Genomic DNA, 14,662 nt, shown 5'->3' on the forward strand with positions numbered 1-14,662 from the left:
CCTCCAGCCTAGTGCCCCCGCTTCGACCCGCCGCTGAGAAGATCGCCGATCACCCGCTCCAGATCGTCGAGCGAGATCGGCTTCGCGATCTTCGGGTTGTCCACCCGCTCCACGAACTCCCGGGCGCTCGGCGTGAAGGCGCCGCCCGACATGAAGGCCATCTTCGGCAAGAGCTGCGGGAACCGCTCGCCGATCTCGTCGTACAGGGCCATCCCGCTCATCTGCGGCATCAGGAGATCGCAGACGATCGCGTCGATCCGGCCGCCGCGGTCCCGCAGGAGGTCGAGCGCCTCGTGGCCGCTCTTCGCCACGAGCACCTCGTGCCGCTCCTCGAACGCCCGCGCGAAGGCGTTGAGCAGCATCGGCTCGTCGTCGACGAACAGGATCGTCCCGCGCGACGACGCGCGCGGCGGCTCCGGCGGCGGCCGCGGCGCGGGCAGATCCGTCGGGTTGAGGCCGGTCAGGCGGATCGTGAAGACGGTGCCGACGCCGGGCGTGCTCGACACCGTCATCGTGCCGTGCTGCTCCTCGACGATGTTGCGCGACACCCAGAGCCCGATGCCCGGGCGCGCGCTCTCTTCCTTCGTCGTGAAGAACGGGTCGAAGATCCGCTCGACGACCTCCGGGGTCATCCCGCGCGCGTTGTCCTCCACCTCGACGTGGTGGACGCCGGCGTCGAAGCGCGTCGTCACGCGCACCATGTTCTCGTCGCGCGGGCGCTTCGGCATCGCCTGCGCCGCGTTGATGAACAGGTTCACGAACACCTGCGAGAGCTTGCCCGGATAGCCGACGAACGGCGGCATCTCGCCGTAGCTGCGCTCGATGCGGCAGAGCTGGCTGAGCTGCGGGCCCGTCATGCGCAGCGCGAGCTCGATCACGTCGACGAGATCGACCCGCTCGGGCTTGCGCTCGCTGCTGCTCGAGAAGAGGTTGAGGTCCGTCACGATGTCCCGCATCCGCTCGACGCCGGCGAGCGCCTCGTGGCACGAGCGATCGATGAGGTCGATGGCGCGCAGCAGGTCCTCGTACGAGCCCGAGGCGACCGGGCGCGCCGCCGAGACGAGCTTGTGCGCCCCGCTCCGGATCTGCTCGAGGTTCGCCATCACCCACGCCATGGGGTTGTTGAGCTCGTGCGCGACGCTCGCCGCGACCTGGCCGATCGAGGAGAGCTTCTCGCTGTGGAGGATCTGCGCGCGGCGCGCGACCTCCTCGGTGACGTCGCGCATGAGCGCGAGCGAGGCGTCCTCGCCGTAGAGCCGCGTGATCCGGACCGTCATCACCTTGGTCAGGCCCGCGCGCGTCCCGCAGCGGATGGTGGCCTCCCGCGGCGCCTCGGCCCGCGACGCCGACAGCACGAGCGTGCGCAGGGCCGGCACGTCCGCCGCGACCGCGAGCGCTGTGATCGGCCGGCCGATCCACGCCTGCCGCGAGTGACCGAAGAGCGCCTCGAACCGCACGTTCAGCCGCGTCAGCATGCCCTCCTGGTCGATCGTCGCGAGGACGTCGGACGAGAGCTCGACGATCTCGCGGTAGCGCTCCTCGGAGGCGAACAGCGAGCGCTGGGCGTACGCCTCGGCGAAGCGGTGCTCGAACTGGAGCAGCAGCGCGTCGACGGCGCGGAGCACGTCGATCGAGGACGAGCCGTCCCCCTCGGCGTCGTCGTGCGTCGTGTCGAGCACGCCCGCGACCGCGGTGCGGAACTCGGACGCGGCGATCAGGGGACCGCTGATCGAGTACCCGGTCGCGTAGCGCTGCTCGACGAGGTGCGTGATGAACTCGTCGAGCAGCGTCTCGCTGCCGTCCTCGAGGATCCTGGTGAACGCGGCGAGCCAGGAGCGCACGTTCTCCGTGACCTCGCCCACGGGCCGATCGGTGTACCGGCCCCGCTCCGGCGGCAGCGCCAGCACGTTCTCGATCCAGTCGTCGATGAGCTCGTCCTTGTGCCGCTTGCAGAGGTCCAGCAGCCGCCGGCGCGCGAGCGCCATCGACGTCTCCGCGTTGGTCGGCGGCCCGTGGATCTGCGAGCGCCGCTCGCCGTCCCCCCCGCCGCGCGCGCCCCGCGAGTCTGGGACCTGCGAGCGCCGCTCGCCGTCCCCTCCGCCGCGCGCGCCCCACGACTCCGGGATCTGCGAGCGCCGCTCGCCGTCCCCTCCGTTGCGCGCGCTCCGCGCCTCCGGAAGCTCACGCTTGGCTTCCTCGTCCGCTGCCATCGCCGTTACCTGCCGCGGAGGACCTCGCAGCCCATGAACGCCCGGAGCGGCTCCGGCACGACCACCGTGCCGTCCGCCTGCTGGTACTGCTCGAGGATCGCGATGACCGTCCGCCCCACCGCGAGCGCCGACCCGTTCATCGTGTGGACCAGGCGCGGCTTCGCCTTCGGCTCGGGCCGGTAGCGGATCTGGGCGCGGCGCGCCTGGAAGTCGCCGAAGTTCGAGCAGCTCGAGATCTCGCGGTACACCCCCTGGCCGGGCAGCCACACCTCGAGATCGTACGTCTTCTGCGAGCCGAAGCCGAGATCGCCGGTGCAGAGCGCCGAGACCCGGTAGTGCAGGCCGAGCCGCTTCAGGACCTCCTCGGCGTGCGCGGTGAGCAGCTCGTGCTGGCGAGCGGAGTCCTCCGGCGCCGAGAACCGCACGAGCTCGACCTTGTCGAACTGGTGCTGCCGGATGAGCCCGCGGACGTCGCGCCCGTGGCTGCCCGCCTCGCTGCGGAAGCACGGCGTGTAGGCGGTGTACGCGATCGGGAGCGACGCGCCGTCCAGGATCTCGTCAGCGTGGAGGTTCGTGACCGGGACCTCGGCCGTCGGGATGAGGTACAGGTCGTACGCCCTCTCCGGGTCGCTCTTCTGCGTCTTGAACAGGTCCTCGGCGAACTTGGGCAGGTTGCCCGTGCCGAACAGCGCCGTGTCCTTGACGAGGAAGGGCGGCAGCACCTCGAGGTAGCCCTGCTCGCGCGTGTGCAGGTCGAGCATGAACGAGATCAGCGCCCGCTCGAGGCGGGCGGCCGCGCCCATCAGGACGGTGAAGCGCGCCCCCGAGAGCTTCGCTGCGCGCTCGAAGTCGAGGAGGCCGAGGGCCGTGCCGATGTCCCAGTGCGACTTCGGCGCGAACGAGAAGGTCGGCTTCTCGCCCCACGTCCGGACGACCACGTTGCCCTCCTCCCCCGCGCCCACGGGCACCGACGGGTCAGGCAGGTTGGGCACCATGGAGAGCAGCTCGGTCATCCGCTTCTCGAGCTCGGAGACGACCTGCTCGGCCTCCTTGATCCGCGTCGACAGCGCCTTCAGCTCGTCGCGCTTCTGCGCGAACTCCGGCGATTTCTTGTCGAGGCGCGCCATCGCGTCGTTCGCCGCGTTGCGCTCCGCCTGCCACCGCTCGAGCTCCTGGATGTTGGAGCGCCTCGCGCTGACCGTGGAGGCGAAGTCGTCTCCGAGGCTGGCGGCGGCGGCGGGCGAGCGAAGAGCGAGCGCCGCGCGCACCTCATCGAGGTGCTCCGCGACGTAGCGAGGATCGAGCATACCCCAGGGTTTAGCCGAAGCCTGCACGCGCGTCAGCAGCCGCGACGCGCCGCTCCGCATTCAAAGATGGGCCCGCTCGTCGCCGCAGGCTGGCGGCCTGGCGGCGAGGAGCGGCGTGGCAGGAGGCGCTAGGCGCTGGCGCCCAGGCTGCGCAGCACGAACTGGAGGATGCCGCCGTGCTGGTAGTAGTCGACCTCGTTCGGCGTATCGATGCGCGCGGTGACGGTGAAGGTCTTCTTCGCCCCGCCTTCCCCGGTCGCGACGACGTTGAGCTTCTTGCCCGGCGTGAGGTTGTCCGAGATGCCGTCGATCTCGAACACCTCGCGCCCGGTGAGCCCGAGGGCGGACGCGTCCTCGCCCGGCGCGAACTCGAGCGGGAGCACGCCCATGCCGACCAGGTTCGACCGGTGGATGCGCTCGAAGCTCTTCGCGATGACCGCGCGCACGCCGAGCAGCTTGGTCCCCTTGGCCGCCCAGTCGCGCGACGACCCGGTGCCGTACTCGGCGCCGGCGATCACGAGCAGCGGCACGCCCTCGTCCTTGTACTGCATGGCCGCGTCGTAGATCGTGGTCTTCTCGCCGTCGGGCAGGTGCACCGTGATCCCGCCTTCCTCGCCGGGGCGCAGGGCGTTCTTGAGGCGGATGTTCGCGAACGTGCCGCGCATCATCACCTCGTGGTTGCCGCGGCGGGCGCCGTACGAGTTGAAGTCGGCGGGCGCGACGCCGTGCTCGACCAGGTACTTCGCGGCGGGGCTGTTCTTGGCGATGTTGCCGGCCGGGGAGATGTGATCGGTCGTCACCGAGTCGCCGAGCAGCGCGAGCACGCGCGCGCCCCGGATGTCGGTGAGCGGCGCCGGATCCTTCGAGAGGCCCTCGAAGAACGGCGGCCTGCGCACGTAGGTCGAGCCCTCGTCCCACACGAACGTCTGGCCGCCCGGGACCGCGAGCTTCTGCCACTCCTCGTCGCCGGCGAAGACGTTCTCGTACTGCACCTGGAACTGCTCGGGCCGCACGGCCGTCCGGATCGCCTCGTTGACCTCGGCCGAGCTCGGCCAGATGTCCTTGAGGTACACCGGCTCGCCGTTGCGATCCGTGCCGACCGGCTCCTTGAAGAGGTCGGCGTCGACGTCGCCGCGCAGCGCGTACGCGACGACGAGCGGCGGAGAGGCGAGAAAGTTCATCCGCACGTGCTGGTTGATGCGGCCCTCGAAGTTGCGGTTGCCCGAGAGGACGCTCGCCACGACGAGGTCGTTGTTGCGGATCGTGTCGCCGATCGCGTCCGGCAGCGGCCCGGAGTTGCCGATGCAGGTCGTGCAGCCGTAGCCGACCAGGTGGAAGCCGAGCGCCTCGAGGTACGGCAGGAGCCCCGCCTGGCGCAGGTAGTCGGTGACGACCTTCGACCCGGGGGCGAGCGACGTCTTCACCCACGGCTTCACCGAGAGCCCGCGCTCGACGGCCTTCTTCGCGAGCAGGCCCGCGCCCAGCATGACCGCCGGGTTCGACGTGTTGGTGCAGGACGTGATCGCCGCGATCACGACCGAGCCGTGGCGCAGCGTGTAGCGCGTGTCGCCCTCGGTGATCTCCGCGGGGCGCATGATCTTCTCGAGCGCGGGCGCGCGCGCGGCAGCATGGCCGGCTCCCTCCTCGAGGAACGCCTTGACCGCGGGCGCGTCGGCCGCGGCGAACTCCTTCTCGAGCATGCCCTGGAGCGAGGCGCGGAAGGCGCGCTTCGCGTCGCGCAGCGGGACGCGGTCCTGCGGCCGCTTCGGGCCGGCGATCGACGGCACCACGTCGCCGAGGTCGAGCGAGAGGGTGTCGCTGAAGACGGGGTCCGGGGTGCTGTCCGTGCGGAACAGCCCCTGCTCCTTGTAGTAGGCCTCGACGAGCGCGACGAGCTGCGCGGGCCGGCCGGTGAAGCGCAGGTACGCGATCGTCTCGTCGTCGACGGGGAAGAAGCCGATCGTGGCGCCGTACTCGGGCGCCATGTTGGCGATCGTGGCGCGGTCCGGGAGCGAGAGCGCGCTCAGGCCGGGGCCGTAGAACTCCACGAATTTCCCGACCACCTTCTTCTGCCGCAGCATCTGCGTCACCGTGAGGACGAGATCGGTCGCGGTCGCGCCCTCGGGCAGGCTGCCGTGGAGCTTGAAGCCCACGACCTCGGGGATGAGCATCGAGAGCGGCTGGCCGAGCATCGCCGCCTCGGCCTCGATGCCTCCGACGCCCCAGCCGACGACGCCGAGCCCGTTGATCATCGTGGTGTGCGAGTCGGTGCCGACGAGCGTATCCGGGTAGACCAGCGTGCCCTGCCGCATGACGGCGCCCGCGAGGTACTCCAGGTTGATCTGGTGGCAGATGCCCTGGTCGGGCGGCACCACGCGGAAGTTCGTGAACGCCTGCGCCCCCCAGCGGAGGAACGCGTAGCGCTCCTCGTTGCGCTCGAACTCGAGCGCCGCGTTCACCTTCACGGCCGTCGAGGACGCAAACCGGTCGACCTGGACCGAGTGGTCGATCACGAGATCGACGGGCTGGAGCGGGTTGATCTTGAGCGAGTCGCCGCCGAGCTTCGCGAGCGCCTCGCGCATGGCGGCGAGGTCGACAACGGCGGGGACGCCGGTGAAGTCCTGGAGCAGCACGCGCGCGGGGTGGAAGGCGATCTCCTGCGAGGGGCGGGCCTTCGGGTCCCAGTTGAGGACGGCCTCCACGTGGTCCTTGCGCACGACGCGCCCGTCCTCGTGGCGGAGGAGGTTCTCCAGGAGGATGCGGAGCGAGAAGGGGAGCTTGTCGATCGACGCGCCGCCTTGCGCCAGCGAGGTGAGCTTGTAATAGGTGTATGTTTCGGCTTGAACCGTCAGCGTGCTCTTGGTGCCAAAGCTGTCGACCATGCGGCCTCCTCCAACGTCCGGAGCGCCCTTGTAGGCGCCCCGAAGCCGCTAATCTAGTGTTATGTGCGCGCGTTTCACCCTCGCCGTTCCGGACTTTGCGACCCTCATCGCGCTGCTCGAGTCGTCCTCTGGCGCAGGCCGAGCGGGTGGCGGTCCGGCTCGGTCGATTGCCGCTGATCCGGAGATAGCGGCAAGGTTTCGGCCCCGTTTCAACATCGCACCTGCGACCGTCCACCCGGTGCTGCGCGCGCGCGACGGCCAGCGCGCGCTGGTGGCGGCGACCTGGGGCTTCGCGGGGCGCTTCGCCAGGGGCGGCGCCGGGCCTTCGCTCCTGGCCAACGCGCGGGCGGAGAGCGCGCGGGCGAAGCCGACGTTCCGCGAGGCGTTCGCGGCGCGCCGCTGTGTGGTGCCGGCGGACGGCTTCTACGAGTGGACCGGGCCCAAGGGCGCGCGGCGGCCCACCTGGTTCCACCCCGCGGAGGGCGGGCTGCTCCGCCTGGCGGGGCTGTACCAGCCGGCGAAGGACGCCGACACGGGAGAGCCCGACCTCCGTTTCACGCTCCTGACCACCGAGGCGAACGCCGACGTCGCGCCGATCCACGACCGGATGCCGGTCCTGCTGGGCCCGGGGGACGTGGACCTCTGGCTCGGCCTCGGTGACGGCGCAGACGCGGATCGGGCCGAGGCGCTGCTCCGGCCGGCGCCTCGCGGCGCCCTCGCGGCGCGCGCCGTCTCGCCGCGGGTCAACTCGGTCGCCCACGACGACCCCGCCCTGCTGCAGGAGCTCGCGGCGGAGACCGACCCGAAGGCCGCTTCTCCGAAGGCCGCTGCCCCGAAGGCCGGCGGCACGCTTCCGCTGTTCGATCTCGATGGCGGCGCGAGGCCCGCCGTCCCCTCCGGCCGGACCTCGCGCCGCTGATCTGCGGCAACGTGCGTTGATGTGCGCTCGTGACGGTCAGCGCGTGGAGGCGCTGCTCGCGCGACCGCCCTTGCGGCCCGTGCGGCTGGTCTTCGCCGGCCGGCTCGCCTTGCGCGCGGGCGCGGCTCGCCCGGTCTTCGTGGGCGCCGTGGCCTCTGTCTTCTTCCGTCCGGTCGCGGCGGTGCGGCGCCCCTTCTGCGCGCCCCGCGCCGGCTCGGCGCGCTGCGTCGACGCGCGCTTCGGCGCGCGCTTCGCGGGTGGACGCTTGGCCGCCGCCTTGCGCGCCTGCGGCTTCGCTGCGCGCGCGCGGCGGCCGGCGGCGGGCATGCTCTTCGCGACGTTCCGAGCGAGGAGCGCCTCGACGTCGCTCTCGCGCACCTGGCCGAAGCGCATCGCCAGGCGGCTGCCGAGCTCCTCGAGGCGCTCGGCGCCCATGGCGCTCTCGACCTGGGGGAAGAGCTGCTTCTCCTCTTCCTCGACGTGGTGCTGCACGAGCTCCTTCAGCACGCCGAGCCTGGCGTGAAAGGTTTCGTCACCCGGCTCGGTGCTGAGCAATTTCTGCAACATGACGTCGACGAGCGCGTGCTCCTCGTACGAGGTCGTGATCAGGGGGGAGGCGCCGAGCGCCTCCCGGCTCTCGGGATAGAAGAGCTCCTCCTCGATGGCCGTGTGGCTCACGAGGGTCGCCACGAGCTCGTCGCGGAGCGCGCTGATCTCGTCGTTGTCAGCCTGCGACATGCGCTCGAAGAGCTCTTCGACTTCCTGGTGATGCTCCTTCAATAGGTCGGTCGCCTTCATGCGGGGACTCCTCTCACGGAATGATGAAGCGCCGTCGAGGCGCTTGGCCTGTGCGGTCTGCGGGGTTTGCGCGAAGCATGCCAGGCGCCTTCCGCGCGCGAAGCGAGCGCACGACGCGCACGCGCGGGCGCGGGCGTACGTCGATCGGCCAACCCGCGCGGGGGCGTCGCGGCGCGCGCGACGCGGGGCGTGCTGCCCCGCAGCGAGGCGTCATGGCGCCGCTGGAGCGTGATCGCGCGCGGCCTGCGCGATGTCGCGGACGCCTTCGCCCGCGCAGGGCGCCGGCGCGCCGCCGGGCGCCGTCAGCGGGCTCTCCCCGGCTCGCAGGCGCGGGCCTACGTCGATCGCGCGCGCCTCAGTTCGCGCCCCATACGTTGAGCACGGCCGCCGTTTCCGCGTCGATCGTGGCCGGCTCCCGTTGCGCCGCGGGCGCGCGCACGGACAGGTCGAACGTCACGGTGCGCCGGAAGAGCGACACGGTGGCGAGGGGCATCACCTCGCGACGGTTGAAGGCGCAGGTCGGGTCCACGTCGAGGTCACAGAGAAAGGGGGGAACGCCGAGTCGACCCGAAAGCACGAGGTTGCCCCAGCGGGTGGAGTAACGATCCCCGAGGGCGGCGATCTGGGGGCCGCGCTCGACGCCCTCGAGGCCGGAGGCGACCGCCGCCAGATCCTTCCCGAGCGGCTTGCGGGCGAACGACAGGCCGAGGGCGGCGATCGCCGTGCGCGCGACGTCGATGATCTCGGTCGGGGCAGCGACGCGCTGGCCGGCGTACAGATCACCGGGAAAGTGGACATAAAGCGGGAGCGTCAGGACGGGCTCCTGGAGGTCCATGCCCTCGCCGTAGAGCGCGGCGTCGGAGCGCCCGCTGGCCAGATCGCCTGTCACGATGAAGAGGGTGTCGTCCCACAGGCCAGCGGCCTTGAGGGTCCCGATGAGGTTGCCGAGGGCGCGGTCCTGGCCGGCGAGGGCGATGGAGAAGAGGTCGCGGATCCGGTCGCGATCCTCGGGGCTGAGCACATCGCGCCGCCGGCTCCTCAGCCTGGCCAGCACCTGGGCGGCGCGGCGCGGCTCGACGGGGCCGGCGTAATCGGCGGGCTTGAGGGCGTTCAGCTCCTTCGGGCTGACCTCCCAGGGCGGATGGCCGCCGCGCGCGTGGACGAACGCGAGGAGGCGGTTGGAAGCGTCCTGACGGACGGTCTCGCTGATCCAGGCGGCGGCGGCGTCGATCGGGGTGGTGGCTGGCTCGCCGCTCGTCGGGGGATGCTCGAGGACCCGGGACCAGCCGGGCCCGAAGCCGAACGCCCGGAAGGTGGTGGGGACGCCGGTGAAGAACCCGGTGCGGATGCTGCTGTCGCTCGCGATGGCGCCGATGGTGGTGACATGGGCGGGGAGGCGGGCCCCGGTGTCGGCGACGGTATGGGCCGGCGGCGGAAGACCGGTGAGCAGCGACGCGGCCACGGCGGACACGACCGTGCTCGGCCCCCGGTGGTGATCGAACGTCGTCGCCGACGTCGCGAGCTCCGAGAGCGTGGCGAGGTGCGGCTCCGGACGACCGCTCCAGGGGGGCAGATCGGGCCGCTCGACCCCGTTCATGGCGACGATCACGACGGCGCGCGCGGCGGGCACGGACGGAGGAGGCTCCTGCGATCCGGCGAGGACGGGGTCGCCGAAGAGGATGCGCCCGCCGCGGGCCGCGGCGGCGGCGCGGAGCTCGAGGGAGATGAGGGACCCGGCAAAGGGCGCGAGCGGCAGCTCGACGTCGGTCCAGGCCGCCTTGTCGCCGCCCTCGACGTGGACGCGATGGATCACGAGCGGCTCCTGGCCGTCGCGGAGGACGCGGATCTCGGCGTCGCCTTCTCCTGAGCCCAGCGCGCCGATGGCGGTGCGGAGGCGGGTCACCCTGGAAGGGCGAAAGGCGCAGCGGACCGCGCCCGGCGCGCGCAGCGCGATGGACCGGTGGGGGACGCCCGACAGGGCGGCGGCGGGCGCCACGACGTCCCGCAGGGTCGGGGGGCCGTACGTGGCCGGGTCCTCGTCGGGGATGCCCACGCGCACCCAGTCGACGTCGGCGAACGACTCCCCCTGGCGGAGCCGGCCGGAGAACTGGAGCGTGAGGGTGTGCAGGCCGGGATCGGCGGGGAGCGTGGTGGTCGGGGTCGAGGCGATGCGGATCTGGTCGCGCTGGAGGCGGAGCGTTCCGAGGAGCTGATCGTCCAGGGAGACGGTGGCGTACTTGGAGGTGAGCCCGACGGCCCGGGCGGACACGAAGATGGGGCTCGCGGACGGCAGGACGAACGTGAGCTTGATCTGCCGCTCCGAGATCCGCGCCCAGGTGGATCCATCGTGCTCGACCGCCTGGATGCCGGTGGGCACGGTCCCTTGCCACGCGAAGCGGCCGATGAGCGCGTTCGCGCCGGTATCGAACAGGAGCCCGCGGTGCTCGAGATCGCAGCTGGGCAGCTCGTCGATGAGGTGTACGACGTCGCGCGCCGGCGGCGGAGGCGCCGCCTGCGGGCTCGCGGACGCCGTGGCCGGGGCGCCGGAAGGCAGATCCCGGGTCGACGACTCGCACCCGGTGCAACCGGAGAGGAGCGCGGCCGCGGCGGAGGCGAGCGTGAGCGCGGAAGCGGAAGCAGAAGCGGAACGGCGGGTTCGGATCACGCGGGCGCGCACGGGGCGTCCTCTACCACGAGCGGGGTCCCCTGCCTGTGGCTGGGCACCCCGGGGCGAGCGCGGGCTCCTCGATTGCCTGGAGGAGCGCTCGCGGCGCGCTCAGCGGCGCCACGGCGGCGCGACGCGGAGCCGGGTGAGGCGGCCGGCCTTGACGACCGCGAACCGCACCCGCTCCTCGTCCCGGAGCTTCGCCCGGATCTCGTAGGCGCCGTCCTTGGGCGCGAGCGGCAGCTTGACGCTGCCGGTGCCGACCTTCCGGCCATCGACGAAGAGCGTGTCGCCCGCGCCGGCGATCACCTCCAGCATGCCCTGCCCCTCGGGCACCTTGTGCTCGGCGGCCAGCGGCAGCGTCTCGGGGAGCACCGGGTTGGCCGTCGTCTCGCCGATCGGCCCGGCGGCAGCCGCGGCCGGCGTGGCGGCGACCGCCGCCGCGACCACGCTCGACGAGCCGGCGGCGGCAGGCACGGCAGCGCCGGCCGGGGCAGCGGTCGCGGGCTCTGCGGCTGCCGGGCCCGGCTGCTCTGGGGGTGGCGGAGCGCCCTGCAGCTCGTGATCGCGCGACAACCGCGCGGCCACCGCGAAGACGAACGCCGCCACCGCGAAGAGGACCCACATCGTCGTGCGGTTGTCGCGGGCGGGCGGCTGCGGCGTCGGCACGTAGGCCGACGGCCGGCGCACGCGGCGCGGCGTGGGCGACTCGTCGACGGCAGGCGCCGGGGCGGGGGCCGCGAGCCGCGCGGCGGGCGGCGCCGCGGGGACCTTGAGCGCCGCGGGCGCCGGCTCCTCGACGACGGGCGGCGGCGGGAGCGAGCCCAGCGTCAGCAGCCGCTCGGGCTTCGGGTACTCCAGCGCGGGCAGCGTGGCCTCCGGCCTGCGGGGCGCGGGCGCCACGCCGGGCACGGCCGGCGTCACGCTCGCCAGCGCAGCGGCCTCCATCTGGGGGCTCCGCGCCGCGCGCACGCTGACCACATCGCCTCGAACCTCGGCGAGATCGCTCGGAACCCGCGCGCTGACCAGCGCGCTTGCGAGCGCGCTCGCCTCCTCCTCGCCCGCGCTCGCGAACGCCGTGTCCTCGTCCTCGCCGTCCACGGACAGCACGGGGATAGACATGGCCGAGCCCGGCCCCGACACCGCCGAGCTCGGCGCCGCCGAGCCGCGCGCCGGCATGGCCGATCTCGGCGCCACCGAGCCGGGCACCACCGTGAGCTGGTCGTCGGTGAGCTCGACCGACGCGCGCGACGACGCTGCGGCGACGTCGCCGGCGAGCTCCGCCGGCAGCGCCACGACCGGGGCGGCTCGCTCCGGGAGGCGCCGCACGCCGCGGAGCGTCTCCTCCTCGTAGGCCACGGCGGGGGCGAGCAGGTCGTCTCCCTCGCGGCCGATCACCCGACGCACGCCGCCGCGCGCCGCGACGTCGTTCAGCACGTCCTCGACGAGGCTCGCGGCGAACTCCCCCGAGGTGATGACCGATCGCGGCGATGTCCCCCGGGCGAGCGCCCTCAGGAGCGAGCGCGCCGGCTCGGGCGTCGCGTCGGCGGTCGCGCCCATCCCCTCTAGGTCGAGGACGACGCGCTCGACCTGCATCAACGGCGGCCCGTGGAACAGCCGCTGGGCGGCCCGGGCCGCCGCGATCGCGGGCAGGAGCTGCTCCGCCAGCGTCCCCTCGAACCCGGGGCGCGGCGGCGCGGCGAGCTCGCTCTCCGGCGCGGGCGCCACGACGAAGCGGCCGGAGCCGACGCCGAGGAGCGCCGCGAGCACCGAGGGGCCGCGGTGGAACGTCCCGTCCTGCGCCGTCCGCGTCGCGCCGGCGGGGCGGCCGTCCTTGAGCAGCACCTCGTACAGGAACGCGGCGTCCCGGACCGACACGAGCGCGTCGGGCCGGTGCGCGCACGAGAGCGACAGCAGCGTCCGCGTCGTCATGCCGTCGAGCCGCCCGCGGACCTCTCCGCCCGTCGCGATGCGCTCCGCGACGCGCCGCCTGCCCCGCAGGACCTCGTGCACCCGCTGCACGAACGCCGCCGCGCTCTCCTCCTTGCGGAGGTAGCCGTCGGCCTGGGCGCCGAGCTCGCGGAGCCGCTGGAGCAGGTCCTCCTTCCAGGAGAGCAGGATGACCGGCACGTCGCGCAGCGCGACGTCGCGCTTGAGCGCACGGCAGAGGGCGAAGCCGTCGAGCCGCGGCATCAGCACGTCGCTCACGACCAGGTCCGGCGTCGTCTGGTACGCGAGGTCGAGCGCCCGCGCGCCGTCGTGCGCCTCGTGCACGTTCGCGCCCGCGGCCCGGAGCACGCCGGCGAGGAACCACGTCACCGCCGGATCGTCGTCCGCCACAACGATGTCGAGGGCGTCGAGCGCCGCGTCGCCCGGCGCAGCGCTCGACGCGAGCGACGCGAGCGACGCGCTGATCGTGCGCGCCGGCGACTTCGCGCGGATCTCGCTGTGCAATCGCGAGCGCTCGCCCTCGGGCGTGCTCGGCGCGATCATCCACGGGGCGAGCGGCAGCGCGCCCTCCGGCCCGTTCGGCGAGAACCGCACGCCGCCCTGCGAGCGGATCGTCACGAGATCGCGGATGCGCGCCACCGCGCCCCAGAGCGCCGCGAGGACCTCGGCGCCGTCGCCGAGATCCACGTGCGCCCCGCGGCTCCTCGGCTCGGCGGCGTCGCAGAGGCCGCGGCGCAGCTCCGCGGCGAGGCGCGCCCCGAGCTCGTCGAGGCTGACGGCCCCGAACGGCCCGCGCACGGCGCGCGAGGCTTCGGCGCGCACGCAGGCCGCCGCTGCTTCCGCGGCGGCGCGCCGGACCGCGTCCGGCGACACGGGCTTCGGCAGCGCGCGCGCGGCGCCGAGCGCCAGGTACGGGGCCGCGTCCTCCGGCCGCGCGAAGCGGCCGACGGCGACGACGGGGACCAGGTCGGTCAGCGGATCGGCGGCCAGCGCCTCCGCGAGCCCGCGCGCGCCCGGCATGTCCGCGTCGAGCAGCACCAGATCCGGAGCGAAGGCCCGCGCGAGATCGATCGCCGTCTCCACGTCGTCGGTCCGCTCCACCTCGAACGACGGCCCGACGTCGGCGCTCGCCGCGTCGAGCGCCTCGGCGAGCGGCGCGGCGCCCACGACGAGGACCGTGATCGGCGCGTCGAGCGAAACGGCCGACGCGGCCTCCGGCGCCTCGGCGGGGGGCGCCTGCTCCACGCCGCGCGTCGAGGACGCGCGGGCTTCCTCTTCATCGTCGAGCGAGAGCGGCTCGGGGGCGAGCGCGCGGCCGTTGCTCACGCCCGCGATCCACGTCGTGGCCTGGCCCTTGGCCGCGGCCGCGCCCGTGGCTTCCGGCCGCGCGCTGGCGCCGCGTGCGTTCGGCGGATCCGCGGCAGCACGCGCGCGGGGCGGCGCCGACGCCTTCTCGAGCGGCTCGGCGGCGCGCGGCGCCGGCTCGCCCATGGCCGACTGCCCCCAGGCCAGGGCGGGCAGCTCCTCGAGCAGCTTCCGCAGGGCCGCCGCGGCCTCGCCGCTGAGCCGCGCGCCGTTCGCGGCGGCGAGCTGCGACTCCCCTTCGGCGAGCCGCTCGGCGACGCGCACGAAGCGCAGGAGGCGCGCCCCCGCGCCGAGCGAGTGCAGGCGCCGCTTCAGCTCCTCGACGAGCCGCGGCGCATCCCCGTCTGCCTCGATCCGCCGGACCATCTCGCGGAGCTCCGCCACGCGGCGACCCAGGTTCGCCACGAACTCGGCGCGCGCTCCGCCCAGCCGCTCGTGCCGAGACTCGCTCGCTGCATTGCTGCGCGGCCCCGCGTGCTCCACTGCCCTCGATCCTACGCCCATTGGCGGTCCCGTATCACAGGAGGATCGGACACCCGAACTTCTCGGCGATCGAGCCCCCGCGC

At 73.4% G+C, this 14,662-nt stretch carries 7 protein-coding genes; 1 reads left to right on the top strand and 6 read right to left on the bottom strand.

The window, feature by feature from the left end; genetic code table 11:
• Nucleotides 1-8: 8 nt before the first annotated feature.
• The 3 genes from WMF29_RS43220 to acnA form a co-directional block, all read right to left on the bottom strand.
• The gene (locus WMF29_RS43220; protein WP_437325883.1) at nt 9-2,210 is read right to left on the bottom strand and encodes an ATP-binding protein; all 2,202 of its coding nucleotides are present in this window, start codon (nt 2,208-2,210) and stop codon (nt 9-11) included.
• Nucleotides 2,211-2,215: 5 nt separating this feature from the next.
• Nucleotides 2,216-3,517 (bottom strand): serine--tRNA ligase, encoded by a 1,302-nt coding sequence (serS, locus tag WMF29_RS43225; RefSeq protein WP_437325884.1) that lies wholly within the window; start codon nt 3,515-3,517, stop codon nt 2,216-2,218.
• Nucleotides 3,518-3,645: 128 nt separating this feature from the next.
• Nucleotides 3,646-6,399 carry an aconitate hydratase AcnA gene (gene acnA, locus WMF29_RS43230; RefSeq protein WP_437325885.1) on the bottom strand — a complete coding sequence of 918 codons (2,754 nt, stop codon included), beginning with the start codon at nt 6,397-6,399 and terminating at the stop codon, nt 3,646-3,648.
• 61 nt (nt 6,400-6,460) lie between these two features.
• Here acnA and WMF29_RS43235 point away from each other — a divergent pair, with 61 nt between their 5' ends.
• Nucleotides 6,461-7,318, top strand: coding sequence for an SOS response-associated peptidase (locus tag WMF29_RS43235; RefSeq protein ID WP_437325886.1), 858 nt, complete (start codon nt 6,461-6,463; stop codon nt 7,316-7,318).
• Nucleotides 7,319-7,354: 36 nt separating this feature from the next.
• Here the strand turns inward: WMF29_RS43235 and WMF29_RS43240 are convergent, their stop codons facing one another.
• The 3 genes from WMF29_RS43240 to WMF29_RS43250 form a co-directional block, all read right to left on the bottom strand.
• Nucleotides 7,355-8,116: a hemerythrin domain-containing protein gene (locus WMF29_RS43240; RefSeq protein WP_437325887.1), complete on the bottom strand. Its 762-nt coding sequence runs from the start codon at nt 8,114-8,116 to the stop codon at nt 7,355-7,357.
• 355 nt (nt 8,117-8,471) lie between these two features.
• The gene (locus WMF29_RS43245) at nt 8,472-10,793 is read right to left on the bottom strand and encodes a sulfatase-like hydrolase/transferase (RefSeq protein ID WP_437325888.1); all 2,322 of its coding nucleotides are present in this window, start codon (nt 10,791-10,793) and stop codon (nt 8,472-8,474) included.
• Between the two features lie 99 nt (nt 10,794-10,892).
• A complete protein-coding gene (locus tag WMF29_RS43250; protein ID WP_437325889.1) occupies nt 10,893-14,600 on the bottom strand; it encodes a response regulator in 3,708 nt (1,235 codons plus the stop codon).
• Between the last annotated feature and the right edge of the window lie 62 nt (nt 14,601-14,662).

The sequence above is a fragment of the Sorangium sp. So ce381 genome (genome assembly GCF_051473845.1).
Classification (GTDB): Bacteria; Myxococcota_A; Polyangia; order Polyangiales; family Polyangiaceae; genus Sorangium; species Sorangium atrum.